The 25,109-nt window shown below is 60.0% G+C and carries 22 protein-coding genes and 2 pseudogenes; 18 read left to right on the top strand and 6 right to left on the bottom strand.

The genetic code is table 11. From position 1 onward, the window contains the following. Positions 1–3 precede the first annotated feature (3 nt). Together F759_RS0123150 and F759_RS0123145 are read left to right on the top strand one after the other, a co-directional pair. Entirely contained in the window at positions 4–1,026 is a 1,023-nt protein-coding gene (locus F759_RS0123150) for an MraY family glycosyltransferase (protein WP_027801960.1), read from the top strand. An 11-nt stretch (positions 1,027–1,037) separates the two neighbouring features. Further along, entirely contained in the window at positions 1,038–2,921 is a 1,884-nt protein-coding gene (locus tag F759_RS0123145) for a polysaccharide biosynthesis protein (RefSeq protein ID WP_027801959.1), read from the top strand. A gap of 1,037 nt (positions 2,922–3,958) precedes the next feature. On the opposite strand, the gene F759_RS42885 is transcribed toward F759_RS0123145, so the two are convergent. Then, positions 3,959–4,105, bottom strand: coding sequence for a hypothetical protein (locus F759_RS42885; protein WP_154670917.1), 147 nt, complete (start codon positions 4,103–4,105; stop codon positions 3,959–3,961). 1,469 nt (positions 4,106–5,574) lie between these two features. Here F759_RS42885 and F759_RS43695 point away from each other — a divergent pair. Next, on the top strand, positions 5,575–6,054 hold the full coding sequence (locus tag F759_RS43695; protein WP_456088826.1) for a transposase: 480 nt from the start codon (positions 5,575–5,577) through the stop codon (positions 6,052–6,054). Between the two features lie 7 nt (positions 6,055–6,061). Then, on the top strand, positions 6,062–6,298 hold the full coding sequence (locus F759_RS45430; protein ID WP_027801957.1) for a hypothetical protein: 237 nt from the start codon (positions 6,062–6,064) through the stop codon (positions 6,296–6,298). Positions 6,299–6,979: 681 nt separating this feature from the next. Here F759_RS45430 and F759_RS0123115 read toward each other — a convergent pair. Further along, positions 6,980–8,178 (bottom strand): IS3 family transposase gene (locus F759_RS0123115; protein WP_167334038.1). Its coding sequence is split into 2 segments (ribosomal slippage): positions 6,980–7,863 and positions 7,863–8,178, totalling 1,200 coding nucleotides; the frame shifts between segments, so codons are not numbered across the junction. Between the two features lie 192 nt (positions 8,179–8,370). Here F759_RS0123115 and F759_RS38345 point away from each other — a divergent pair. The 9 genes and pseudogenes from F759_RS38345 (at position 8,371) to F759_RS38335 (ending at position 14,196) form a co-directional block, all read left to right on the top strand. After that, on the top strand, positions 8,371–8,964 hold the full coding sequence (locus tag F759_RS38345; protein WP_051377420.1) for a tyrosine-type recombinase/integrase: 594 nt from the start codon (positions 8,371–8,373) through the stop codon (positions 8,962–8,964). Further along, positions 8,961–9,902 carry a tyrosine-type recombinase/integrase gene (locus tag F759_RS0123100; protein WP_027801954.1) on the top strand — a complete coding sequence of 314 codons (942 nt, stop codon included), beginning with the start codon at positions 8,961–8,963 and terminating at the stop codon, positions 9,900–9,902. The genes F759_RS38345 and F759_RS0123100 overlap by 4 nt, the downstream gene beginning before the upstream one ends. Beyond that, a complete protein-coding gene (locus tag F759_RS0123095; RefSeq protein ID WP_027801953.1) occupies positions 9,895–10,890 on the top strand; it encodes a tyrosine-type recombinase/integrase in 996 nt (331 codons plus the stop codon). Before F759_RS0123100 ends, F759_RS0123095 begins: the two co-directional genes overlap by 8 nt. Positions 10,891–10,901: 11 nt before the next feature. Continuing rightward, positions 10,902–11,279, top strand: coding sequence for a transposase (locus tag F759_RS0123090; protein ID WP_027801952.1), 378 nt, complete (start codon positions 10,902–10,904; stop codon positions 11,277–11,279). A gap of 105 nt (positions 11,280–11,384) precedes the next feature. Then, positions 11,385–12,308, top strand: coding sequence for an IS3 family transposase (locus F759_RS42310; RefSeq protein WP_027801951.1), 924 nt, complete (start codon positions 11,385–11,387; stop codon positions 12,306–12,308). Positions 12,309–12,316: 8 nt separating this feature from the next. Beyond that, complete coding sequence (locus F759_RS42305) at positions 12,317–12,541, top strand: integrase core domain-containing protein (protein WP_027801950.1); 225 nt, start codon at positions 12,317–12,319, stop codon at positions 12,539–12,541. 69 nt (positions 12,542–12,610) lie between these two features. Then, complete coding sequence (locus F759_RS0123075) at positions 12,611–13,186, top strand: Mu transposase domain-containing protein (protein ID WP_027801949.1); 576 nt, start codon at positions 12,611–12,613, stop codon at positions 13,184–13,186. Then, a pseudogene (locus F759_RS38340) lies at positions 13,173–13,936 on the top strand (ATP-binding protein). Before F759_RS0123075 ends, F759_RS38340 begins: the two are co-directional and overlap by 14 nt. After that, positions 13,933–14,196 carry a hypothetical protein gene (locus F759_RS38335; protein ID WP_036025041.1) on the top strand — a complete coding sequence of 88 codons (264 nt, stop codon included), beginning with the start codon at positions 13,933–13,935 and terminating at the stop codon, positions 14,194–14,196. The pseudogene F759_RS38340 and the gene F759_RS38335 overlap by 4 nt, the downstream one beginning before the upstream one ends. Positions 14,197–14,450: 254 nt before the next feature. On the opposite strand, the pseudogene F759_RS38330 reads toward F759_RS38335, so the two are convergent. Beyond that, a pseudogene (locus tag F759_RS38330) lies at positions 14,451–15,584 on the bottom strand (integrase domain-containing protein). Positions 15,585–16,365: 781 nt separating this feature from the next. On the opposite strand from F759_RS38330, the gene F759_RS0123055 reads away from it, so the two are divergent. Beyond that, positions 16,366–17,028, top strand: coding sequence for a hypothetical protein (locus F759_RS0123055; protein ID WP_027801948.1), 663 nt, complete (start codon positions 16,366–16,368; stop codon positions 17,026–17,028). Positions 17,029–17,185: 157 nt separating this feature from the next. Here the strand turns inward: F759_RS0123055 and F759_RS42880 are convergent, their stop codons facing one another. Then, positions 17,186–17,425 carry a hypothetical protein gene (locus F759_RS42880; RefSeq protein ID WP_027801947.1) on the bottom strand — a complete coding sequence of 80 codons (240 nt, stop codon included), beginning with the start codon at positions 17,423–17,425 and terminating at the stop codon, positions 17,186–17,188. After that, positions 17,409–17,807 (bottom strand): hypothetical protein, encoded by a 399-nt coding sequence (locus F759_RS0123045; protein ID WP_027801946.1) that lies wholly within the window; start codon positions 17,805–17,807, stop codon positions 17,409–17,411. Before F759_RS0123045 ends, F759_RS42880 begins: the two co-directional genes overlap by 17 nt. A gap of 340 nt (positions 17,808–18,147) precedes the next feature. On the opposite strand from F759_RS0123045, the gene F759_RS43690 reads away from it, so the two are divergent. From F759_RS43690 to F759_RS38320, 3 genes are all read left to right on the top strand, one after another. Continuing rightward, the gene (locus F759_RS43690) at positions 18,148–18,834 is read left to right on the top strand and encodes a hypothetical protein (RefSeq protein ID WP_051377419.1); all 687 of its coding nucleotides are present in this window, start codon (positions 18,148–18,150) and stop codon (positions 18,832–18,834) included. A 1,002-nt stretch (positions 18,835–19,836) separates the two neighbouring features. Continuing rightward, positions 19,837–20,778 (top strand): hypothetical protein, encoded by a 942-nt coding sequence (locus F759_RS0123030; RefSeq protein ID WP_152530692.1) that lies wholly within the window; start codon positions 19,837–19,839, stop codon positions 20,776–20,778. Positions 20,779–21,022: 244 nt separating this feature from the next. Further along, on the top strand, positions 21,023–21,313 hold the full coding sequence (locus F759_RS38320) for a FitA-like ribbon-helix-helix domain-containing protein (protein ID WP_051377418.1): 291 nt from the start codon (positions 21,023–21,025) through the stop codon (positions 21,311–21,313). A gap of 385 nt (positions 21,314–21,698) precedes the next feature. On the opposite strand, the gene F759_RS0123020 is transcribed toward F759_RS38320, so the two are convergent. Further along, positions 21,699–22,799, bottom strand: coding sequence for an MraY family glycosyltransferase (locus F759_RS0123020; protein ID WP_027801943.1), 1,101 nt, complete (start codon positions 22,797–22,799; stop codon positions 21,699–21,701). Between the two features lie 251 nt (positions 22,800–23,050). Between F759_RS0123020 and F759_RS0123015 the strand changes: the two genes are divergently transcribed. Then, a complete protein-coding gene (locus F759_RS0123015) occupies positions 23,051–24,700 on the top strand; it encodes a methyl-accepting chemotaxis protein (RefSeq protein WP_027801942.1) in 1,650 nt (549 codons plus the stop codon). Positions 24,701–25,109: the final 409 nt, after the last annotated feature.

Genomic DNA, 25,109 nt, shown 5'->3' with positions numbered 1-25,109 from the left:
CACATGTCGACGTACATCTCCACGCTCGCGATCTGGATGACCGTGACCTTGATCGCGCTCGGTTCCGCTGGCGCTTGCGCCGGCATTCTGTGGGCGCTGCTCAAGACCGGTATCGCCTGGCAGCTTGCCACCGACGTCCCCAACGACCGCTCGCTGCACGTCGCGCCGACCCCGCGCGTCGGTGGCTGGGGCATCGTCCCGGTCGGCGTCGCGGCAATGCTGCTGCTCGCGCCGAGCCTGTGGTACGCCGCGCTCGGCACGGCCTTTCTGGCGGCGGTTTCGCAACTAGACGACCGTCGCGGCTTACCGGCGCGCGTCAGGTTCGCCGCCCACATGGTCGCCGTGGTCGGACTGGTCGCGCTGTTTCCTGCTGACGCGCCCTGGTGGTTCCTGGCAATTCTTGCGTTTTTGATGTTATGGCTGGTCAATCTTTACAATTTCATGGACGGCGCGGACGGTCTTGCAGGCGGCATGGCGCTGTTCGGTTTCGCTGGCTACGCGGCGGCGGCCCTGCTCAGCGATCATCCTCTGCCGCAACTCTCGTGGTCGGCCAGCGCGCTTGCAGGCGCGGCGCTCGGCTTCCTGCTGTTCAATTTCCACCCGGCGCGTATCTTTCTCGGCGACGCCGGTTCCATCTCGCTGGGCTTCCTGGCCGGTGCGCTCGGGTATTGGGGCTGGCGCTCGGCCGTCTGGCCCGTGTGGTTCCCGGTCATGGCGTTCGCGCCGTTCATTGCCGATGCGTCGGTCACCCTAGCGCGGCGGCTGCTTCGCGGCGAAAAATTTTGGCAAGCTCACCGCGAGCACTACTATCAACGTATGGTGCGTTCCGGCATCGGGCACGCCCGGACAGCTTTGGCGTGGTATGTCCTCATGGTAACTGGCATAATGCTTGCTTTGTGTGCGCTGGGCAGCGCCCCTGTTTTTCAGTGGGGCATGGTTGCCGGTTGGATCGTCGTTCTCTGTGTAGCAGGCGCGGTAATCGATCTGCGCTGGCGTCGGTTTCAATCAACACTGTCCGATAACTGAGGTAGACGCTGATGCTAAGAACCAAGGCCACCTGGCTGTCTTTCAGCGCTTTCCTTTTCGACTTATGCGCGGTGGCCGGCTCCTGGCTCGTCGCGTACATCATCCGCTTCAACGGCACCGTTCCCGAAGACTTCCGGGTCGGCGCCTTGCACTCTCTCCTCTGGGTGCTGCCGGTCTACGGCGTCATGTTCCGCATATTCGGCCTGTACCGAGGCATGTGGGTTTTCGCGAGCTTGCCGGATCTCGTACGGATTTCAAAAGCCGTAGTCGCCGGCGCGCTGGTTGCCATGGTCGTCTCGGTGATGGTCCAGCCGGTGCCCATCGTGCCGCGTTCAGTGCTGGTCGTATCGCCGTTGTTTCTGTTTCTCGCAATGGGGGGCGCGCGCGCGCTGTATCGGGCCACCAAGGAGTTTTACCTATACGGCGGACTCGTCGGCCAGGGCAAGCCGGTAGTCGTGCTCGGCGCGGGCAACGCGGGCGCCAATCTCGCGCGTGAGCTATCGCGTTCGAGCGAATGGCGTCTCGTCGGCCTGCTCGACGACGACGTTTCGAAGCATGGGCGCGAAATCTACGGCTACAAGGTCCTCGGGCCGATCAGCGAATTACCCCGAATGGCCGAGGAGTTGAAAACCGAGTACGCGATCATCGCCATTCCCTCGGCTTCTGTTGACGTCCAACGCCGCGTCGCGACACTTTGCGTACGAGCCGGCGTCCGCGCGCTCGTGTTGCCGGCGTTGACGGCAGTCACCCAAGGCCAGGCCTTCCTCTCCCGCGTCCGCCAGATCGACTTGGAAGACCTGCTGGGCCGCGACCCGGTCATGATCGACACCGACGACGTCGAAGCACTGCTTAAGAACCGCGTCGCCATGGTGACGGGCGCAGGCGGCTCGATCGGCTCCGAACTGTGCCGGCAGATTCTGCGCTTCGGCCCGGTGCAGCTGGTCGCGTTCGACGTCTCCGAGTTCTCCATCTACCGCCTGAATGAGGAGCTTTGCGACAAGTATCCGGAAGTGTCAGTGGTGCCGATCATCGGTGACGTGAAGGACTCGCTGCTGCTCGATCAGGTTATGGCACGCTACAGCCCGCACATCGTCTTCCACGCCGCAGCCTACAAGCATGTCCCGCTGATGGAAGAGGTCAACGCCTGGCAGGCCGTGCGCAACAACGTGCTCGGCACCTATCGCGTGGCGCGTGCGGCGATCCGTCACGACGTCGTGCGCTTCGTGCTGATTTCCACCGACAAGGCCGTCAATCCGACCAACGTGATGGGTGCGAGCAAGCGCCTCGCGGAAATGGTGTGTTCGTCGCTGCAACAGCAAGGCGCGCGGCGCACGCAGTTCGAGACCGTGCGCTTCGGCAATGTGCTCGGCAGCGCGGGCAGCGTGATCCCAAAGTTCCAGGAGCAGATTGCGCGCGGCGGTCCGGTTACGGTCACGCATCCGGAAATCACGCGTTTTTTCATGACGATTCCCGAGGCGTCGCAGCTCGTGCTACAAGCGTCGAGTATGGGGCACGGCGGGGAGATTTTCATTCTCGACATGGGTAAGCCGGTACGCATCGCCGATCTTGCGCACGATCTCATCCGCCTGTACGGCTTCACCGAAGAGCAGATTCGCGTGGTGTTCACGGGCCTGCGCCCGGGCGAAAAGCTCTACGAAGAACTGCTCGCCGACGACGAAACCACGACGCGCACGCCGCACCCGAAGCTGCGTATCGCACGGGCGCGCGAAGTGCCGGATAGCCTGATCGACAGCCTGCTGCCCTGGTTAATGCAGCACCGTGTTCCCACCGACGATGAGGTTCGCCGCGACCTGCGCCGTTGGGTTGCTGAATACCAGCCAGCGACATCGACCGCGCTGCGCAGCGTGCCTGCGCCCGTAACGCGCGTCTTATAGCTGTTTCGCGACCGCAATCGACGTGTTTGATTTCCGGGGGCTAAAAAGCCAAGCGCGATGCAGAACCGAACGGCCAACTTTGAACTGGCTTTCGTGAAGAGGACGAGTTGCGACAATCCTCGTCCTCTACATACAGTAAGCGCGGGTGAAGACATGTCGAGCGGTGAGGGACGTTCCGGCAGGTCCCGTCCGCATTCGTTGCGCTCAAGTCCTACAGGTGACAGAACGTCGCCTGGTAGTCGAGACACTTCACGAAAACAAGGTGAGCGAGCGTACCGATATTTGGCGCATTGTCGAAATTCGTCGACCAGACCGCTACAAACCGGCTGCGGGCTTTCGGTAAGTGCAGGCAGAAATGCTCAGAATGTGCCTCAGCGACGATGACGGCACGGAGATTTTGTGTGGCACTGCTCATGGCCAAGGTCCCGACCTACGTTCGATCGCCCGGGATATGCCAGTGCTGGCACGCGAGCGCGATGCGATCTCGCTAGCGCGACAAGAGTGTGCGAGCGGTGTTGACACCGAATTTACCTCTGGGTGTGCCTCAACGCACGGGGCATTGTCTGGATATGTCACTGCAAGGTTTCGGCTATCAGCGATTGCCGGATGGGCATTCTATAGGATAGCTAAAAAAATCCCCATTCTTTCGTTCCACCTCTCGACACGACTGGGGTGCTCAGGACAGCATCAATCTGTGGTCTGCGCTGCCTTGACTTCTGATTGGCCTCGGCAAGATGAAATCACTGAACCCGATTTCATTGACCCATGCCTTCCAAAACACTGCATTTTCTCGGTCCCGTCGCGAACGAGGGAAATGCCGAACGCAAAGACGGTCATAAGAACGTCCGCAACAACCCTCACGACAGTCTACGCAACAACATTCGCAATCCCGGATGCGTCGCGCCTCTACTGCGTGGCCGCGTCTTTCCGTGCGATCGGTGTGTGTCTAGCTGTGCGTTGCTTCCTGCGGCTTCCGGTCAGTGTGAGGGCGTCCTCAGATGAAGCCGCGAGTGACAATTGCGCGTGAACAACACCGATTAAAGCGGCCCGCAGCACTGGCCGATGCTGAAATAGCGCATCTCGAAACGGTGGTCCGGTATTTCGTTAATAGCCGCGCGGGCGGCGCTACAGAATATTTCGACTTGTCTTATTGGCTCGTGCGCGTCGAAGGCATCGGTGAGCATTTTCGTCTCGTTCCCGCTCAGCAGCGACGACTCACCTGGTTGCGAACGATGCTTGTGGGCGCAGCACCGTCAAAACCGGCGGCGTGTCCGCACAAGTGCTGGGTGTGTAGCCGGTGGCTTCGGGAGGGCAGCGCGTCGGCGTCTGATACCCAACGTTGACGAGCTACGCGGAGCAAGCTTATTGCAGTCTTGAAGCTGTCGTAGACAGATCGAATTGGTTTGCAGCAGCGCGCGAATAATCGCGATGCGGCTCCGGACGGAACCGCGAACATGCCGCATCCGGCATGTCTGTACGCCGTTCGGAAAGCTGTGCGATAGCGGTCATCGGGTGCATTCGCGCGTATTCGGAGGAACGCGATCGACCATTTCGGGTTCTAAGCGAACGAACCAGAGGGCACGAGTGGCGTTGAGCATGTCATCATGGCGCGCCATGGCATAGAGCACTGCCTGTACGTCTGCAGGGCGCCCCGGCATATCCGGCGGCAATCTGCCATCCGCCTGATCGACGAGCGGCGCAGCAGGTTCGAGTCGACCGCGTGCTCCAGTGCGACTGCCGCGAGTGATATGCCCGTCGCCCGGCATGCCGCAACCACTTCGGCCTTGAACTGTTCGCTGTGCTCCGCCGGCGATGGCGCTCCGTGGGACCGCGTTCTTCGATAGTGTTCACGTGTCCGCTTATTTCCCCTTGGTGGACCCGATACTCGCAAGCGCCAGCCGTTACTCGAGGTGAGTTGCCCGGGCGCTTACGGCCAAAGGTGTGAACGGCTGTGAGAATCCGACACTAATCGGCGGCGTCGATCGGACATGAGCACAGACGCACCCGACGTGCTCGTTTCAGGAAGTGGTGACCTGAAGTCGGGATCCGGTAGAAGAAGGCTTACCGCCAAAGAAACAGGCCCGACACCGGCTCAAACCGCCAAGTTCACTCAAGATGTCGAGCCCCACAGACGCATGGGGTACGGGTGCCGGGCCAGTATGGCACGACCTATCAGTCCCGTCGATAGCGTTTCGGCATTGCGGGGATTGCCGATGCCGGCCACCGGCCGCCTGTTTGAGTGCGCCCGCTGCCGGGCGCAGGTCATCGTTTGCCGCCATTGCGACCGCGGCCAGATCTACTGCGACGGTGACTGTTCTGAGGTCGCACGTCAGACCAGCATGCGCGTGGCCGGCGAGCGCTATCAGTGCAGTCGTCATGGCCGGTTCGCGCATGCCGAACGGATGCGCCGCTATCGCAGCCGCCAGAATAAAGCGACGCATCAGGGTTCCTCTGTGCCTGCCGCCGATGCTCTACTGGCACCGACTTCGACGACGTCGGCGGCAACAGCGGCGGTATCTGCCACCGCCCCAGCTGTGCCTGAGCAGTGCCATTTCTGCCACTGCGTCTGTCCGGACTTCGTGCGCCTCAGGCCACTACGCCGTCGGGTCTTCCGTGATGTTCGTACTACTACCTACTGCACAGGAAATGACCCATGACCATTGAAGTTGAACTCGAGGCGCAGATGCTGCGCTACTACCACGTCGAGAAATGGCGCTGCGGCACCATCGCACGGCAGTTGCACGTGCACCGTGGCACGGTCCAGCGCGTGATGGCGCAGGCCGGTCTGCCCCGCGTCGGCGCGATGCTCAGACCTTCGCAGATCGATGCCTACCTGCCGTTTATCCATGACACGCTCAAGAGATTTCCGTCGCTCACGGCCAGCCGGCTGTATGCGATGGTCACCGAGCGCGGCTACCGTGGCAACCCTCATCATTTCCGGCACCTGATCGCGGTACACCGTCCGCGTCCTGCACCAGAGGCTTATCTGCAGCTGCGCACCTTGCCTGGAGAGCAGGGCCAGGTTGACTGGGCCGATTTCGATCACCTGCGGATCGGGCGTGCGCCAGCCGCTCATGGCCTTCGTCATGGTGCTGTCGTGGTCTCGGCAGATCTATCTGCGCTTCTTCCTTGACGCCCGCATGGACAGGTTCCTGGCTGGCCACGCCGGCGCGTTCGCAGCGTTGTCCGGATTGCCACGAATCCTCCTCTACGACAATCTCAGCAGCGCTGTGCTCGAGCGTCAGGGTGATGCGATCCGCTTCAACCCGACGCTTCTCGCGTTCGCCGCTCATCATCGCTTCGAGCCCCGTCCCGTGGCAGTGGCCAGAGGAAACGAGTATGGTGTGGTAAAAAAATGTCGCGGTGCCTCTCAATGACCCTGTGTTGCCTACCAGGTTGACGCGTCCATGACGACATAATTTCAGACTGATACTGATGTTCCGCTGATCAACATTGGGGGAATATCATGTTTGAGACTCTCTTCACGCGTCCGCATGCTCTTGCTGCCCACACTCTCGCGCCCTGCGTGGAATCCAGGAAGCGCTTCCTCGTACATTGTCAGGAACAGGGTTATCCACCCAAGTCGGTCCGGAAGATAGCCTGGATCCTGCTGGTTTTTTCACAGAGCATGGATCTGTCCCGCCCGCGGTTAATAACGCACGAGGAAATCGCGTTTGCGGTTGACCATCGGATTCGACTTCTCCGAAGTGAGCGCACGAACGAGTCCCGCAGCTCGCGGCTTCTGTTCATCCATACCGCCACGGCCTGGCTGCGCTTTCTGGGGTGTCTGGAGGAACGGCATCCCACGAGAGAACCATTTGTTCGCTATGTCCAGCACTACGCCGATTTCATGCGTGACCAGCGAGGACTTTCTCCTGCTACGATTTCAACCTGTCGTGATGAGATCGGTCATTTTCTGGCAACGGTCTGTCGCGCTGACAAGGAACTCGCTGCTCTCACTATCCACGATGTCGACGCCTATCTTGCGTACCAAAGCAATTATGGCTGGGCCAGAGCTCCGTGGAGTTGCCCCTGTAACCGAGGACACGCGGACACCGTTAGATTGATGACTCCGCTGCACGCCTGAACTCGCGAGGCGAGCGATATTTCAGTGCTTTGTGCGGGTGGCTCTCATTGTAATGTTCAAACGCAACTGCCAGACGTGAGAGGACCGTTGGCGCGTCAGGCTTATCCATATAGGCGACGTAATTGTGCTTCATGGTCTTCACGAACGACTCAGCCATCCCGTTGCTCTGCGGCGAGCGCACGGGCGTGGTCAACGGCTGCAGGCCCAGTTCGCGCGCAAAGCTGCGCGTGCGATGGTCGATGTAGGCCGAGCCGTTGTCCGTCAGCCATTCGATGGGCTGCGCGACCTGCGTAGCGCCGAAGCGCTGTTCGACGGCAGCCAGCATCACGTCGCGCACCACGTCGCCGCTATGGCCTCCCGTTGTCGCAGCCCAGCTAATCGCCTCCCGGTCGCAGCAGTCCAGCGCGAACGTTACGCGCAGCGGCGTGCCATCGTCGCACCGGAACTCAAAGCCATCGGAGCACCAGCGTGTATCGCTGCGGTCCACGGCAACTCGACCATCATGCCGCCGCGTGTCTCGCCGCACGCCGGGACGACGCAGCAGCAACTGGTGCTCACGCATAACCCGATACACTCGCTTGTGGTTGATGCACGGCGCGCTGGTCTGTTCTCGACTACGGCGCAGCAGTGCCCAGATGCGTCGGTAGCCGTAGGTCGGTAGGCGCGCGACGTGGGCCTGGATTTCCTCGACCAGTTCCGCGTCGTCGGTCGGTCTGGCGCAACGACCATCTTGCCAATCCGACGAGCGAGCCCGTTTTGCTGCTACACCAGAGCGCGCCACGCCGAGAACTTCACAGACCGTTTTCAATGGTCGTCCCCCGGCAGCAAGGGCGAGCGCGCAATCAGGTTTTTTGAGCGGCCCCATTCCACGGCTTCCTTCAGGATTTCGACCTCCATCGTCTTCTTCCCGAGTAGTCGTTGCAGTTCCTTGATTTCCTTGATGGCTGCGGCGAGTTCGGATGCCGGCACCACGGTCTCGCCAGCTTTTACTGCCGCCAGACTGCCTTCCTGATATTGCTTGCGCCAGCCGAACACCTGATTCGGGTTCACGCCATGCCGTCGGGCAACGGCTGACACCGATGCGCCCGGTGTCAGCGTCTCCTGCACGATGGCGATTTTTTCTTGCGCCGTGCGCCGCCGACGGCGCTCCGGTTCACTCAGAATTTCGATGGGTTCCACGTAATGACTAGGCTTAATGTTAGACACAAGACTATCCGTTATTTTAAAAGAGTCCTTGTGTCCTCAGATGCATGGGGCCGCTCCACTCCGTTACACGCGCTTGCGAGCACGCTCCGTAATTTCTTCCGGTACGTAGAAGGACAAGGGTGGGCTACCAACGTTGCGTCGGGCATTGAAGCATCAGTGGTGTACAGAGAGGAGGGGTTGCCGCTCGGGCCGGATTGGGAAGATGTGCAAAGGTTCGTCGCCAGCTTTGTCGGCGACAGCACGATCGATCTACGCAACCGTGCGATGATCATGCTGCTGGTTGTCTACGGACTGCGGCGCGGCGAGGTAGTCCGGCTCCGCCTGGAGGATGTAGACTGGTGCGGCGAGATCCTTCATGTCCATCGTCCCAAGCAACGTTGCACACAGCAATACCCGCTGGTGGCGACAGTTGGAAACGCCATTCTGCGTTACCTGAAGGAAGCGCGTCCACGAAGCGCCCATCGCGAGCTGTTCCTGTCGGTCGAGGCGCCGATCCGACCGCTATCACCCGGACGCGTAAGTAGCATTGTCCGCTCGCGTCTTGCGACGCTTGGTATCGATATCCCGCGACATGGCGCACATTGCCTGAGGCACGCCAACGCCCGGCATTTACTTGACGCTGGCTTTGCCCTGAAGGAGATCGGGGACCATCTCGGCCATCGCAGCGCTTCGTCGACGAGAGCCTATGCGAAGGTTGACCTGACCGGACTGCGGTGTGTGGCCGAAATCGATTTGGGGAGTCTGCTATGAAGCTCTCCGAACTTGTCGCCCAATACGTGAGCCACAAACGGGCGTTGGGCATGCGCTTCAATTCTGAGGCGGCCACGCTTGCCTCATTCTGCCACCGGCTTGATGGCAACATTGATGTGGAGTCGGTCACAGTCGAACAGGTACACGACTTCCTGACTGGCAACAGGCCGCTGACTAACCATTGGGGTAAGAGAAGGTCGGTACTTGACTGCCTGTTTCGTTTTGCACTCTCGCGTGGATATGTCACGGCTTCTCCGCTTCCTCGCTACAGTCCGAAATTGCCGCAACCACTGACACCGTATATTTATTCGCAGCAGGAATTAAAGCGCCTGCTCGACGTGGCGTCGGCGGCATGCAGTCCATACGGTCTGCTGGATGCATACGTTTTGCGTGCACTCATTCTGATTCTGTACGGCGCTTGCCTCCGCCATGGCGAAGCCTTGCGGCTAACCATGCGGGATGTCAATCTCGACGAAGCCGTCCTGCACGTGCGCGAGAGCAAATTCTACAGATCGAGGCTGGTTCCGCTTGGCGCACATCTGAATAGTGCAATGCAAGCTTATGCACGGCAACGCAACCAGAGATTTGGGCAGGCACCGGCCGCGCCGTTCTTCTGCTTACGCGATGGTCGCCCCCTGAGCCAGAAAGCTGTGTGCAGGGCCTTTCAGCGACAGCGCACCCTGGCAAATATCCAACGCGAAGGCGGTGTGTCCTGCCAGCCGAGGCTGCATGATTTGCGGCACTCAGGCGCAGTGCACCGGCTAATCGCCTGGTATCGCTGCGGCGCGGATTTGCAACTGTTGTTGCCGCAGCTCGCCACCTATCTCGGCCACATTGATCTCGCGGGCACCCAACGCTACCTTACCCTGACGCCCGAGTTGCTGAATGAAGCGAGCACGCGCTTTGAAACTTACGTCCTTGAGGTGCAACATGGATAACTCATCCCTGCTGGGTCCGTGGATCCGACGTTTCCTGATCGAGTATCTGGTGGGCGAACGTAACTTTGCCATCAATACGCAAAGAAGTTACCGCGACATGCTCATGCTGTTGCTTCCGTATCTGGCCGCCAAGGTCGACAAGCGGATCGACCGCCTGACCGTTGATGATCTCTCCGCGCAAATGGTCCGCCTGTTCCTGACGCACATGGAAGAACAGCGCCACTGTATGGTCAGCACACGAAATCAGCGGCTCGGCGGCATCCATGCGCTGGCTCGTTTCATCGGCGAACATGCGCCGGAATACATCGACTGGTGGGCACAGATTCATCTGATTCCCGTTAAGAGAACCAGTCGGCCGGAGATCAGCTATCTCAGTAAGCAGGAAATGGACGCTCTGCTTGCTGCCTCCGACGTGAATACAGCGCAAGGGCAACGCGAACATGCGTTACTGCTATTCATGTTTAACTCCGGAGCGCGTGCAAGCGAAGCTGCGCAGCTCAAGATTGGCGACGTTGACTGGCACACGCGTTCGGTCAGCATCGTCGGCAAGGGGAACAAACATCGCCGCTGCCCGCTCTGGAAATCCACACTCGATGCGTTGCGCTCACAGACTGAAGGGAGGCCCGCCGCCGCGCCGGTGTTCCTCAACCGGTTCCACCAGACGATGACGCGCTCCGGCATCCATGCCCTGGTGAAGCGCTGCGCTGTCCGTGCTGCAGCCAACACGCCGTCACTTGCCAACAAGAATGTGCACCCACATCTGATTCGGCATACAACCGCCTCGCTACTACTCCAGGCCGGTGTCGACATCAATACGATACGCGGCTGGCTTGGGCACGTGTCTTTGGAGACGACCAACATCTATGCCGAGATCAACCTCGAAACAAAGGCGCGGGCGCTGGCGACATGCGAAGTAGAAGGCGGTGCCGAAGGACAAAAGCAATGGCGCAACCAGCCCGACCTGATGGCCTTCCTGCGCACACTGTAGCCGAATAATATGTGCTGTTCGATCTCCGCAAAGACGCTGCCTTTGCCTCGTTGGTATTCGAGCAGCACATATTTTTTACCACACCATACTCGTTTATATGGGCTCGAGCCCATATCCACGAGAAGGGACGCGTCGAAAGAGCTATCAGGTATGTACGTGGGAATTTCTTTGCCGCGCGCAAGTTCGCCGATCTCGACGATCTGAACATCCAGGCCGCGCAATGGTGCGCGGGCATGGCGGCGGATCGTCCCTGCCGGGAAGAGCCCACGATCACGGTGCGCGACGCGTTCGCCCGCGAGCAGCCCAGCCTGCTTGCGTTGCCGGACAACCCGTATCCTTGCGAACTGCAACTGGCCGTGAAGGTCGGCAAGCAGCCGTATGTGTGTTGATTTGCGCCGCGAACTGACCCACTTTTGGAGTGAACCCCTGAGGCTGGACCGGGCGAAGTTCGGAAAGTGATACGCTTGTTGGGCCTTCACTTGAAGGAGAAGGTCATGCCAGCAAGAGGTTCTTATCGACGCCACAGCGGCGAGTTCAAGCTGCAATTGTGCACGGATATCCGCACAGGCAAGATCGGGCGCCGTGATGCAAGCCGAACTCATGGGCTTTCTGCCAATCTTCTACAGCTCTGGTTGACGCAGTACGACCGAGGCGATCTGAACGAAGAAGAGGCCGCGGCGAGCGTTGTTGCGGAATATGAAGCGAAGGTCGCCGCGCTGGAACGCAAGGTTGGACAGTTGACAATGGAGCTTGATCTACTTAAAAAAAAGTCCGAGGCTGCGTCTCGTGAACGACGGCGCGCCATCATCCATTGTGAGCGGCCCCCATCCTGCTCGATCAGGCAAGGATGCAAAATGATCGACCTCGCACGTAGCACCTTCTACTACCGCTCCAAGGCACACGAAGCGGCGCTATCAGATGACCGGCTGGTTGATCTGATCGGCGACATCCATGACGAATTTCCTGGATATGGCTATCGTCGCGTGACCCTTGAGCTCTGCCATCGAGGCTACAGGGTCAACCACAAGAGGATTGCGCGGGTCATGCGTGAGCGCCATCTGGGTGTTAAGCCCAGACGCCGCTTCGTTCGGACAACGGACAATCACAGTAATCCGGTCTTTCCTAACCTGTATCGCAACCGGATTCCAGCAAACCCGAATGAGGTGTGGGTGGCGGACATAACGTATATCGGACTGGTGTCCGGGTTTGCGTACCTAGCCGCAATTATTGACGCCTGTAGTCGACGAATCGTCGGCTACGCCGTGAGTCGTTACATCGATACAGAACTGGCGCTTGCCGCACTGGACGTTGCGGTCGAGAGCCGACGACCCAAGCCTGGCCGCTGCATTCATCATAGCGACAGGGGTTGTCAATACGCCAGTGCGGCCTACCGGGAGGCGCTGGACGATACGGTCTGATTGGGTCAATGAGTGCAGTCGGGAACCCGTATGACAATGCGCAGGCAGAGAGCTTTATGAAGACCCTGAAGGTCGAGGAAATCTATCTCGCTGGGTACGAGACCTTCGCGGACGTCACGTCCAGGCTTCCCGTGTTTCTCGAAGATGTCTATAACGCACGACGTATGCACTCTTCGCTAGGTTATCTGTCGCCCACCCAATTTGAGGATCGTCTCGTCCAGCAAGCGGCTTAGTTTTTGGCCAAACCCCGGTCCAGCCTCAGGGGTTCACTCCAAATTTTCTAGCGGAAGTGGGTCAGTTCTATGCGCGTATCAACATATGTGCGCTTCGATCTGAACGGCTACACGATCCCGCATACCCACGTGCGGCGCGTGCTCACTGTCCGGGCCGATCCCCGGCACGTGCGCATTCCCGACGGCGCCGATCTGCTTGCAACTCATGTGCGCAGTTACGATCGCGGCGCGCAAATCGAGATTGCCGCGCACATCGACATCCTCGTTGCACCCAAACGCGAAGCCCGTCACCATCGCGGCCTCGACCATCTCGCCCGCGCAGCGCCGGCCAGTCGCACACTCGTCTTGCGCGCGGCTACACGCGGCGCCAATCTGGGCAATATCACCGCCCACCTGCTGCGGCCGCTCGACCGTTATGGTGCCGCCCAACTGCAGGCAGCGATCGAGGAAACGCTCTCCAGCGATGCCGCGCCTCATCAGAATCCGGTGCGTCTGGCGCTGGAGCGTCGGCGCGAGTCGCGCAAAGTACCGCCGCCAGTGACGGTGAATCTGCCCGAGCACGTGCGTAGCAAGGACACGCTGGTGACCCCTCACCGGCTCAACATCTACGACCAGATAACGGGAGGTACTGATGAGCTCGCCTGAGAACCTGCAGGAGCGCGCGAACGCGCTGCGCCTGTACGGGCTGCTGGCGCATTGGCCGGATCTCACTGACGCCGGCTGGGTTGCACCGCTGCTGCAGTGGGAAGAGGACGAGCGTGCCCGCCGTTCGCTCGAGCGACGCCTCCGGGATGCCCATCTGGGCAGCTTCAAACCGCTGTGTGACTTTGACTGGGCTTGGCCCACGCGCTGCGACCGGGCCGCTGTCGAAGACTGATGTCGCTCGAGTTAGTCAGAGACACCGCCAACGTTGCACTGATCGGCGCCAACGGCGTGGGCAAGTCGACCTTGGCGCTGAACCTCGCCTACCAGGCGCTCGTCAACGGGCATACGGCGCTGTTCACAACCGCTGGCCAGATGCTCGGTGAGCTCGCCGCACTTGACAGTGACTCAGCGATACGCCGGCGGCTGCACCGGTACGCCACGCCTCACGTGCTCGTAATTGACGAGGTTGGATACCTATCCTACTCGAATCGCCACGCCGACCTGCTGTGCGAGCTGATCAGCCGCCGGTATGGCGCTGCGAGCACCGTGGTCACCACAAACCGGCCGTTCGCAGAATGGTCGAAGGTATTTCTGAACGCAGCCTGCGACGTCGCGCTGGTGGACCGGCTGCATCGCGCCGAAGTCGTCGCGATCGAAGGCGAGTCCTACCGGGTGAAAGAGGCATGTGAACGGGCCGAGCAGCGCGCAAAGAAACGCAGCGCGGCACGCATGGAGAAGCAGAAATCATGACGAGCCTGCACCTGCCTTCGGGCATCACTCACGGCCTGGACTTCCTGATCTCGGACAACTGGTCCGCAGATCAGGCGCTCGCCGTCGTGGAACTCATCGACGAACTACGCGAGCGTATCGCCTCGCACTACCAGATTCCGCTCAAGACCTGCTGCACGAACAGCGCGCGCCTCCCGACAATCCTCACCCTCGCGACATCGACAATCCGTTCTGATCGCCATCGCCCAACAACAGCGGCCCATAACCGCCCCTGTTGTTGACGTTTCTACTCAACTTTGCGCCGCCATCTAATGGCGCTTTTACACCGCCGCTAACAAAAAGTCGGGGGGCGCCGCAAACCCCTGCCTCATAAGTGGCAGCGTCGCGTCACTGCCGCGCAGCCCTCCGTTCGTCATCGCGGGTTGGACGACCACTTACGACAGGAGCGGTTGTGCCGGCATTAGAGCTTGCAGTTGCCATCAAGGGAAATGCGAACGGCAACCACTACTTGCAAAGAAGACAACACAGGTTCTTACTAGCGGTCCCGTTCAAGCAATCTGTAGAGAGCCTGCCGCGAAATTCCCAGATTTGCCGCGGCTTGGCTCTTGACTCCCCGCGCCTCCACGATTGCTCGCTTTGCGGCCTCCGGCGTGAGCTCGCGACTTACCCTTACTGTCGCAGCATTTCTCATCGTTAGGTAGGCATTCGACTTTGAGACGTCGCTGTGCCCCGCAGCTTGGACGACACGTTGCCTCGCTTCCCTGTGCAGTTTAGCCGAGGCGCTTTCGCGCTGTTGTTTGATTGGTGCAGGCGCGCCAGCAAGTGTCTCCTACATCTGCTGTAGAAACTGATGTCGCAGGCCGTGACTGGTTACCCCAATGCCAGAATGCCTGACGCCATGCTTTCTCAGCACGTGGTAATAGCGGTCGCGCCACTGTTGCTTGGTGTAACCATGCGGAATTGTGGTGCCGGTGTAAAGATTCGACAACTCCGCTGCTTCCTCGAGCACCGCGAGCCTGAGGCCGATCGGTACAAGCCGGTTTCTGCCGCCCGGCGTGCCACGTGTGACATGCAATAACCCATCATTGCGTACAGCCTGCGCTGGTCGCAGCAGAAAGCTTTCCTCCACCCGCAAACCGAATGCCGCCTGAAGCTTTAGCTGCACCGCGACGTTGCGGTCGGTCGCAGCCACCTCTTTGATCTTCGTTTCGGCGTCAATGCCGTTTGCCACCCACGACTTATCGATTCGGGGGACGTGCGAACGCAGTAGATCGTGATTTTCCCTGTCGACATAGTCGGCGAGCGTGCCGACAAGTTTGGGCTTTCTCGTCCAGTCAGCAAGAGCTCGCAGGTACGTCAGTTTATTCTCGATGGTGCCACGCGTCAGCTTCCTACGTAACCAAAAGTTCACCAGGAACTGGACGTGCTTGTGCTTCAGTGAGTATGGAGACTGCAAGGCGAAGCCGTTTTGTCGCAGTTCCTCAAATGACTTGCCGAGCGTCATCGTTCGGCACTTCTGCGTCTGCATCGAGAGCGTTTTCGGGCTCCCCGTTGCCGCGCTATTCGCACGGTCCACATTACGCTCGAGCAGCTCTTCGAGCACCGCCTTGAAGTCAGCGGGCAGCCGGTATTTGTCCACGGCTTCGCGCACATCAAGAATTGCAGACATCTTCACCTCGTCCGTGTGTCGGGGAGCACATCAGTGCCCGCCATCATATGGGGCCGTCGCGGCCACCGAGTCCCTGCTTACTGCGGCAATTTTCAGTCAGTCGTCCTTCGCGCCTGAGAGGGGGCAATCTGCCGCGACACAGCCTCCGCATCGGCTCAGGGTGAGTTATCGACTAACGAAAACGGCTCGTCTGGCGTGGCCGTAACCGATGTCGACGGCAGATGCCCGATACCTTCATTCACATTCTCCTGTTGGTTCAAACTGCTCGGCGTGCCGAGACTTTCGTCCCGCAGCAGCCTGTTCAGAGCACTGCTGTGGCCAGCGTTGCCTGTGCGGCTTTATCACGTTGAGCCAAGGCGGTCGCAGGCTGTTGGCCGCGGCGAAGACAACACTGCTTGACCGACCAACTGTACCGATCCGATGAGGTTAATAGGGAAGCGAATGATCACTAATTTCGCCTGGCTTTCGGCGGAAGCAGCGAACATCCAAACGGGCGCGCGTTCACGTTTTGTTGCGTTGAAGAGCAGAGGCAACGGGTTACGCATCGAAGGAATTTCTTCGCTGGATGCATGGGCTCGCTGCCTCGGTCGTTCGACGTTGCCTTGACATTCCGCCACGCATGGCACGCTGAAGCTATCCAGAGTCGTCGCTGCTCAGCGACGTGTTTGCCCCGCTGCGAAATGTGGCGCCACCGAAAGCTGCGCTGCGTCCTGAGGAGAGACGAGCGGGGCGAACTCACGCTGCCGTCTACCACCCCCTTCAGTCAATCAACGGAGAACATATGGAACGGATAAAGTCGCTGCATCCTCTGGCCGGTAATAACGCAACCTCTGCCGCGGCGTTGTGGAAGGATCCCAGTGCGGCCGCTGAAGGGTGGGACGCCGATCAAGCTCCGTGGAAGGAAAAGCGCCGTCGCGTGTGTTTGCCATTAACAAACCGTATCCGATTGCTACTGGAGGGGATAACCGGCGATGCATGCGTCGTTCGCCTCGGAGTGCTACTGGAGCATGCCCCTGACACGCGCAACCCGGTGACCTGGGTAGACTGCCTGGCTATATCGGCATTTGGCGTGTTTGCCATCGATCAGTACGAGTGGATCGGCAAAGTCGCGCGCTCTGCAAACGAGGAGGAGCTCCTTCTGCATGAGAGACCCGGTGTGGTCTGCGTTCAAACCTCTCCATTGCGCAGAGCAAAGCCCGTATTACGCCATTTGCGAGCGGTACTCGGACAGTTCCTGTGTCCGGTCGAAAGCATCGCCGTCTTCGCCGACTCCGACTGCGCTCTCGATCCAACGTTGCCGGAAAACATGCTTCAAGGCGGTGAGTTACGTCATTTCATGCGCACGCGCCTAAACCGCTTTCGTTGCAGCCACTCTCGGTATCTCGATCCTCGAAGGATCGCGGCGCATCTGCAGTCGCACAGCCCGGACTGGGGCCAAGGTTGATACATGCCCTCGTCGACGTTCACTTGCTGATACCGTCGCCAACGGCGCGGACAGACGCGGGCAACCACTGGGTCAGTTTCTGGCGGAAATCAACAAACTGGGACTACTCGGTCGACGGCAGCGCCGAATTCAAACCCGAGGTCATGTTTGACGACGGTCACTCGATGTGGATGCGCATGCCCGCGTAATCGCAAACGTGGCCGGTGCCGATGTACAAGGACCACGGCGATCGCGTCGTCGGGAATTTCATCGCCGAGCTGATTTCCTTATTTTCCAGCGGCTGGCCGACGAGATGGTTCTCGTTTCCGTAAAGGATGAAGTGAGGTGGTGCGTGGACGCCGGCGCGTGTCGGAGTGTTCTGACCGTAGCCAAAAAAAGCCTCACGGTTGGCCTTCACTCAATGCCAAACCTGTCTTCAGCATTTCAATCATGAACTCGAGCGCCGCAACGTTAGCGTCCGACTCTTGAAGGTGCAATTCAACGATCAGGCGGCGCTTTGCATTCTTTCCTGGCGCTTTCCTAACCCTCACGTCGACGCCGGGGATATCGATACCCGCAAGGCGGTTCAGCATCAGTTGGGGTGACGGCCTACGCGGCGAGCGGCCCGCCTCGGCTGCGAGCGCGCGAACAGTATCCGCCCCCCGCAGCGCTATCAGCCTCACTATTTCCTTGCCGGCCGCGAAAGTCAGATTGTTACCCGGAAAAAGCATTTTCACCTCAGCTGGCAACGCCTTGTGAATGGCGATTGCCTCGCTAAGCCGGGATTGCGGTATGCCCATACCTGTATGAGGTTGACGCTTTTAGCGGCCGGTTTCCGTCATAGGCAACTGAGCGCGCTAACGGTTCGGGTCAAACGCGAACGGCTGCCAAATGACGCGAATGGCAAGTACCGGTTTACGAAAAAGCTGTGCAACCCCGGTTCCTGTGCTCCGGTAGCGCCTGCTACCAGTCCCCGGACTGTGCCGCGTGATGCAGCCACGGTTCGTGACATCCGATGAATTCCTTGCCTCGTTCCGCCGATCCGACTCAACGAGTCGTCTTCGCGTTCGCCTCCGTGTCGCACGTTCGTCCTTGCCCGCGAACACCGGGCGCATGACTGGTTCATTACAAGGAAAGAGCATGACAATCCACTATGACTACCGGTACGTTATCGCCTGCAGCGGCTTGCCCGAACAGTTCCGGCGGGACTTGCGCGGGCTCGCCAGCGGCAGGATCACCACAACCTACGATTACCGCACCCGGATAAAGGAAAGAGTGTCACCGGAAGCGCAATGCCGACGGATCGCTGAAATAGCTGAAGGGTTTGAGGCACTGCGTAGTAGCGGCTACGCCCTGCATAGTCCGTGGCACTTCAGGGGCAAGCATCTGCAACTTCTTATAGACCGGTGGTCCGCGCAGCACATGACGCCCGGAGAGCGTGCCGAGCGGTGCGAGCACTGGTGCCAGTGTCTGCTGTGGATCCGCAAGCGGCAGCTCATTAGCTTGCTTAACGCTTGGATAAGGACACGGACCTCGCCGCGCGAGAACGACAGTCGTCGTTGTACACGTATAGTTGGCTATGTGCGGCCTGCCATCCCTATACTCACGCGCGAAAAAGTCTTGGAGGTTCTGACCGAACAGCGCGGCAGTCTGCGGAGGGCCGCGCGCGCTTTAGGGACAACCACGCATTCGATCTGTGAGGTCCTGCGCGAAGGTCGGTCGCCCGAAACGCAGCTTCCGCCCGGGCTGACCATCTTGCCCGGAGGTTCACTCCCTGTAGCAGGCGATTGTCGTGCAGCACCGGCACACGTCAACATTGTCGTGTGATGACGCCAAAAAGGGAGTTTGGTCGGGGGGCTGGCTACAACAGGAGCACTAGTTACTGCGACATGAGGTGCCGAAGGCATAGAGGTATCGGGGCTTCTCGGGTGTCCTCAGGTACATAACGACGCGTGAGCGACGCCAGCCAGCAGATGTCCGGTTGAATTTGCGAATTCTGGCTGATTGGCTTGCTTTTCGGATTTCGCAAATCACTTCATTTTGCTTGAGAGATCATGAGGTTACGGAACATCGGCCGCAACGCTAGGACCCGTAACGCGTTAATCGATGTTTTCTGGATATCGGCTGAGCGCGGAGCGATGTGGCGAACTGCGTGGCAGGAATGGGTCAACTTCGCACGCGAAGACGGCCGGATGATTCGGGCGAGAGCGTTAGCGCTACCACGATTCTTGCAACGGCAGGTCGAGTTTGACGCTCCGTCCTTGAGCTGGGAACGCTGCTGAACGTCGGAATCGCCTGCGCTGGCCGCGGTGCAGAAGGGGCGGAAACGCACCAACGCCGCGCCCGCATGGCTGGATTTTTCGCGCGCAGGTCGCTTGCGTTGTTGCGCCACGCTCCCCTGTTGCGCCACCTTGGTGGACCCCAGTTGTGATAAGCGGCAGTTCAACGCATATCGACAGGCAAACAACCTTCTCCCGTCAGAAAAGACAGGTCACCTTCGTGCCAGGCGAGCGGCGCGCCGCGCATACCGTTTGATCCCGGCGAAAGAGGCTATTTGTTGGAAGATGAGACAACGACGCGAGAAGGATCTGACACGTGCGGCTCTATCGAACGTCCTCCTTGGGATCGCCCGCGGGCGGGTTCTCGGTCCTTCGCGCGGCGAGCTGCCTGGAGCGCGCACGGGTGGTTGTCTATGAAGCTGTTACGTTCACAGAAGGCCCCCCAATTCCGCCGAACCCGCGTATCGTATAGGCTCGCAGACGATCAGGCTCGCGACACTATTCATTCGAGACAGATGTTATGCCGCATGACAATGAGTTGATCCGGATAATGCAAGCAGTCCGCAAGTGCTTTCTGATTGTGCACCTGTACAAGGACGGGCTCGCTCGAGGTGAGTGGACCACGCAGAAAGGCGCCCTTGAGACGCTCGGAATCAGCGCGGCGGAGCTGTCGTTAGCACTTCGGCTTGACGCACTGCCGGCAGAAATCGTAGATCTGTTTGAGTCTCCCGGTGCGATAACGCCGTATGCAGTGCGGGTGATTAGCGAAACCATCGCAAAGGATGGTCTAGAAGCCGTGACGCAGCGGGCCAAGCCACATCTGACCGCTGGCAACAAGTTCTCGACAAGGGTGGCCCTGGCGACGTTGAAAGGAAATCTGGCTGCGACTACGCGCGCTCTCAGGGGAAAGAAAACCGCCAAGAACGCCGTTCCGGAGGGCGCGCCCGCGTCGCCGCGAAATCTTTCGGATCGGTATCATATCGGCGTCCTCGAAGGTAGATGGACCAATTACAGTGGCTGCGCCCGGGAGCTAAAGATTTCTCGAAAAATCGTTCGCGACGCAGTTTGCATCGAAGCGCTCATGCTTAAGATGCCTTGCGCTCCGGGCCTAATGGAGGTCAGTTTCACCAGCGGCCGCAAGTTTCTGGCGCTTGAAAAGCAGTGGGGGCGGGAAATGCTCGTGCAGCGCCTGACGCGCCTTACCTCGCACATGCGAGAAGCTTCAAGCGACCATCTAATTCGCGCGCTTGTCGGCGCGAACGTGCAACCAGCTGACCTTAGTCGTATTCGTATCAGGAAGGGCCGTGGCAGAAACCGACTTATCATCGAGTGCAACCACGCAAGCTTTCTGTACATGTATCGCCGTCAGTTCGAGCAGGCAATGCAGCAGGTGCTAAAGAGGCTGACAGAAAGTGCTGAAGGTAACGACCTTCCTCGAATGCTATTCGCATCTCAGCAGTTCAAGAATGCATCTTCTCTAGGTCGTGTGTGAGCTCGGTAAGTGGTGCAGGGCTTTGCCTTATCATTGACGTATAAGCTAGATGCTAGCGACGATCGTGAGCGGCGTCATCTTGACAAGGACGAAGCGTAGACTGCTGGTCGCTCAAGTGCAGCCGCTCGACTGGCACTCGCGCAGTCGGAGTGCAATTGATCGCGTGCCGGCCGGCCCTGCTATCACTGCGTGGACTTCACACGCAAGATCTTATTGCGGAGACCGACGAAGTGTGGGCTGATTCATGGCGAATCTGCTGTTGAGAAATGTAGACGATCAACTTGTCCAGAGCTTGAGGCAGCGAGCCGCAGCGCGTGGGCGCAGCGCAGAAGCCGAGCACCGCGAAATCTTGGCAAAAGCATTGAGCGCGTCTCAGCGCAAGACATTCGCCGAAGCGTTGATGAGCATCCCGAACGTCGGTGTGGAAGCTGATTTCGCGCGTATTCAAGGTTGGGACGGCGTGAGTGTATCCGGGCGAGAGCAAGGTCACCAAGGCGGTTCGCAAGCGGGACCGCGCGGACAAGGGCGCGACTGACTCTCTTTCGGAAGGCGGTGCAGGATGACATCGACCGGTACATCCCGTTGCCGACGATTGATGACTGCGGGCAGGCGTAGGAATGCGTTACCGGTCCAGCGTCACAGTATCACTGTTTTTGTTGACTGTTTAGTACGAGGGTTAGCGAAATGCGTTGGACGCTTCCATTCTCCTTAAAGCCACGACTTTTGGCTCTGACGATAATGGTTAGGAAGTTGTTGCGCCAACTTCCTTTTTGTGTTCAAACACCCACGGTTGTTTGTCTGACTTTCAACCCGTTATAAGGAGAAAACGCGCCGAACTTCAGCTTCGGGGATTGACCGGGGTAGGAGCGCGCTCGAACGTACCCCGGCTGTACCACCGATGTGACGGGGCTGGACCCGGCTCACCGCTTCGTTTTCCTCACCACCATCCACCGGGGCGACTTGAAGCGCACGATGCTCACGTAGAGCCACACATAAGTCGCCGCGAACAGCACCACAAAGCAGAAAAGATGCAGCGTATGTCGCCAGAACAACGTGGCCGGCACGACCGCAATCAGGCATAACAACCACAAGTAAGGCGACGTCAGCGAGTTGCGCCGCGTCAGTTCACGCGCGGTGCGCGTGCCGACTGCCCAACGCATCAGCCGCTTGTAAACCAGCATGTGCAGATGCACGCCATCGGGAATACCCGGCGACATGCCGCGAATGAATTTCTTCCTGTAGATCGAGAAGCACGTCTCGAAGATCGGGTACATGAACAGCAGCACCGGATACCATGCGGACACATCGCGATTGCGCATCACCAGCATGATCGACAGTTCGGCCAACATGAAGCCGATGAAATACGCGCCGCCGTCGCCGAGAAAAATCAGCCCCGCCGGGAAGTTCCAGATGAAGAAGCCGAGCACCGCGCCCATCATCATGAACGACGCCGACAGCACGATCGGATCGTGCACCTGGAAGGCCACGTAAGCGAGCGACGCGAACATCATGAACGCAACCATTGACGCAAGGCCGTTGAAGCCGTCGATGATATTGATCGCGTTCGCAAGCGCCGCCACCGCCAGCACCGTGACTGCGCACGAGATCACCGCATACGAGAGCAGGAAGTCGAGCGGCGGCACGCTGATGCGCGTGACCGCGATATCCAGCAGGAAATACGCGAGCGCGGCGGCGGCCATCGTAGAGACGAGGCGCGCGAGCGGCGATACGCGCTTGGTCAGATCCTCGACGAGACCCGAGCCGAAGGCCGGCATGCCGCACGCGATCAGTCCGAGAATGCCGCCCGACACAGCGGGATATGCAGAGTGCAGTTGCACGGCGGAGACGATCAGCCCAACCAGAATCCCCGTCCCGCCGATGCGCGGCACCGGACGCACATGGAATTTCTGGACGCCAGCCAGATCGGTGTCGGTCGAAAATGTTTCATGCAGATGCGCATAGCGCACGATCAACAGCGTGATCAGCAGTGAAACGAGAAAACCGAGCGCAAAACTAAGCATGAAAGTGGCCTGAGCGAAGACGCCGAATTATACAAACGAAACGCGGAGTGCCCCGAAAAGCGCCGGGCTCGCGCAAGCCGCGAAATATCCCAGATAGTGAGGCGCAAACCGGCTGCAAACCCGCGCCAGTCATGGATTCCACCTATTCAGCGAGGATCGCGCCGGGTCGTTAACCTGGATGCGGCGAAGTGTAGGCGACACGGGTGGCAGACGCACTCGCCGCGGATCGACAAGACCGTTCCGGAGACCCAATGCTAAACAACATCACAATTCGTGGCGGCCTGACGCTGGTAATCAGCGTATTCGTTGCCTTTCTGCTGACCGTGATCGGCGTCGGCTATGGTGCGCTGAAGCTCGCCAATAGCAGCCTCGACGACACGCAGCGCAGCGCGGCGGCGCTCTCGCATCTGAAGGCGAGCTCGGAGAAGCTGCTGCAAGTGCAACTCGCGCTGGGCTCCTATCAAACGCTGTTCAGCGTCGGCAAGCAGACTGACGACCTGCTGCCTGCCGCGCATAAGGTGCTGGTCGAATCGAACAAGGACTTCCGCAATTACATGGCCGGACCGTTTGCGAGCGACGCGGAGCAGAAGCTCGCGCAGAACGTCGAGCAAGCGCGCAGTGCGCTCGTCGATAAGGCAATCGAGCCGGAGTTCAAGGCGCTCACCGACTTCGACTTCAATACGTTCCGCAATATTCAGGGCGAAACGGCGAACGCGTTCTACGCCGCGTATTCGAAGGCCATCGGCGCGCTCGAAGGTGCGCAGACCGCGATTCAGCATCGCCAGGCCCAGACTGCGGCGCAACGCTTCCAGATCGCGACGTTGCTGTTCGCCGCAATCGGCGCGCTCGCCATCGTGATCGGCGTGGCTGCGCGCGTTGCGTTGTCGGCGGCGCTCATCAAGCCGGTCAATGCGACCGTCAAGCACTTCGAGCGCATGGCCGCAGGCGATCTGACGGTGGCGATCAAGAGCCAGTCGCGCAATGAAATGGGCCAGTTGCTGAGCGCGTTGACGAAGATGCGCGACGGTCTTGTCGAGACGGTGTCACAAGTGCGCGGCAGCACGACGGCCATCACGCAAGGCGCCAACGAGATTGCCTCGGGCAACGCGGATCTGTCCGCGCGAACGGAGCAGCAAGCCGCGGCGCTTCAGCAGACGGCAGCGAGCATGGAGCAGTTGTCGGCGACCGTGAAGCAGAACGCGGACAACGCGAAGCAGGCGAACCGGCTCGCGCACGGCGCGCTCGATACGGTCACGCGCGGCGGCAAGGTCGTATCGCGCGTCACCGAGACGATGGATGGCATTAGCGAGTCGTCGCGCAAGGTGACGGAGATCATCGGCATGATCGAGGGCATTGCGTTTCAGACCAACATTCTCGCGTTGAACGCGGCCGTCGAGGCGGCGCGCGCGGGCGAGCAGGGGCGCGGCTTTGCGGTGGTGGCGTCGGAAGTGCGCAGCCTCGCGCAGCGCTCGGGCGCGGCAGCGAAGGAGATCAAGGAGTTGATCGGCGATTCGGCGGCTCAGGTCGGGCAGGGCGCGTCGCTCGTGGCCGAAGCGAGCCGCACGATGAACGAGGCGATGCAGTCGGTGGAGCGCGTAACCGGCATCATGGGAGAAATCGAGGCCGCCGCGCTTGAACAGAGCGACGGCATCGAGCAGGTCAACAAGGCCGTCTCGCAGATCGACGAGGTCACGCAGCACAATGCGGCGCTCGTCGAGGAAGCGGCTGCGGCCGCGAAATCGCTGGAAGAACAGGCGGCTGTTTTGCGCGACGCCGTAGCCGTATTCCGGGTCGGCGAGCATTCGTCTGCGCAGGCGAGTCGCGGTCGGGCGTCGTCGGATTTTGGCACTCGAAGCCGCGCACCGTTGCGGAAGAACGCCTCGACGCTTCAGGCGGTTTGAGTTCTGTTGTTATCCTGGCAGGTCGAGCGGACGGTTCGAGTTGAACGTCCGCTTCGACGCGCCTCGCCGCGCATGTCTCGTCTCGCGATATAGATCCGTGAGCGGCGGAACACACTGCGGGCCAGGTCTTGAGTCCTTGAGTCCTTGAGCGGCTGGCTCGCTCGCCGGCGTCGTGGCTCTGTGGCTCGGTGGCTCCGTTTCGCGTCGGTAGGAAAGCCGCTCTCGCGGCCCCCTTCCGATAAGGCGTATCGCTGCGTCAGTGGCTACCACCGCTGCCGCCGCCTCCGCCTCCGCCGCCGCCTCCGCCGCCGTAGCCACCGCCGTGGCCTCCGCCGAAGCCGCCGCCGTGGCCTGAACCAAACCCGCCACCGTGGCCTGAGCCAAAGCCGCCACCGTGGCCTGAGCCAAA

It is taken from the genome of Paraburkholderia dilworthii, from assembly GCF_000472525.1.
In the GTDB taxonomy this organism is placed as follows: domain Bacteria; phylum Pseudomonadota; class Gammaproteobacteria; order Burkholderiales; family Burkholderiaceae; genus Paraburkholderia; species Paraburkholderia dilworthii.
Note: the sequence above shows the minus strand (reverse complement) of the source record. Positions and strands in the feature narration are given on the sequence as shown.

Excerpts from the sequence above, each read along its gene's own strand:
- F759_RS0123150 (WP_027801960.1), top strand. The coding sequence starts at position 4 with ATGTCGACGTACATCTCCACGCTCGCGATCTGGATGACCGTGACCTTG.
- F759_RS0123145 (WP_027801959.1), top strand. The coding sequence starts at position 1,038 with ATGCTAAGAACCAAGGCCACCTGGCTGTCTTTCAGCGCTTTCCTTTTC.
- F759_RS42885 (WP_154670917.1), bottom strand. The coding sequence starts at position 4,105 with ATGCTCACCGATGCCTTCGACGCGCACGAGCCAATAAGACAAGTCGAA.
- F759_RS43695 (WP_456088826.1), top strand. The coding sequence starts at position 5,575 with ATGACCATTGAAGTTGAACTCGAGGCGCAGATGCTGCGCTACTACCAC.
- F759_RS45430 (WP_027801957.1), top strand. The coding sequence starts at position 6,062 with ATGGACAGGTTCCTGGCTGGCCACGCCGGCGCGTTCGCAGCGTTGTCC.
- F759_RS0123100 (WP_027801954.1), top strand. The coding sequence starts at position 8,961 with ATGAAGCTCTCCGAACTTGTCGCCCAATACGTGAGCCACAAACGGGCG.
- F759_RS0123095 (WP_027801953.1), top strand. The coding sequence starts at position 9,895 with ATGGATAACTCATCCCTGCTGGGTCCGTGGATCCGACGTTTCCTGATC.
- F759_RS42310 (WP_027801951.1), top strand. The coding sequence starts at position 11,385 with ATGCCAGCAAGAGGTTCTTATCGACGCCACAGCGGCGAGTTCAAGCTG.
- F759_RS42305 (WP_027801950.1), top strand. The coding sequence starts at position 12,317 with ATGAGTGCAGTCGGGAACCCGTATGACAATGCGCAGGCAGAGAGCTTT.
- F759_RS0123075 (WP_027801949.1), top strand. The coding sequence starts at position 12,611 with ATGCGCGTATCAACATATGTGCGCTTCGATCTGAACGGCTACACGATC.
- F759_RS38335 (WP_036025041.1), top strand. The coding sequence starts at position 13,933 with ATGACGAGCCTGCACCTGCCTTCGGGCATCACTCACGGCCTGGACTTC.
- F759_RS0123055 (WP_027801948.1), top strand. The coding sequence starts at position 16,366 with ATGGAACGGATAAAGTCGCTGCATCCTCTGGCCGGTAATAACGCAACC.
- F759_RS0123045 (WP_027801946.1), bottom strand. The coding sequence starts at position 17,807 with ATGGGCATACCGCAATCCCGGCTTAGCGAGGCAATCGCCATTCACAAG.
- F759_RS43690 (WP_051377419.1), top strand. The coding sequence starts at position 18,148 with ATGACAATCCACTATGACTACCGGTACGTTATCGCCTGCAGCGGCTTG.
- F759_RS0123030 (WP_152530692.1), top strand. The coding sequence starts at position 19,837 with ATGCAAGCAGTCCGCAAGTGCTTTCTGATTGTGCACCTGTACAAGGAC.
- F759_RS38320 (WP_051377418.1), top strand. The coding sequence starts at position 21,023 with ATGGCGAATCTGCTGTTGAGAAATGTAGACGATCAACTTGTCCAGAGC.
- F759_RS0123020 (WP_027801943.1), bottom strand. The coding sequence starts at position 22,799 with ATGCTTAGTTTTGCGCTCGGTTTTCTCGTTTCACTGCTGATCACGCTG.
- F759_RS0123015 (WP_027801942.1), top strand. The coding sequence starts at position 23,051 with ATGCTAAACAACATCACAATTCGTGGCGGCCTGACGCTGGTAATCAGC.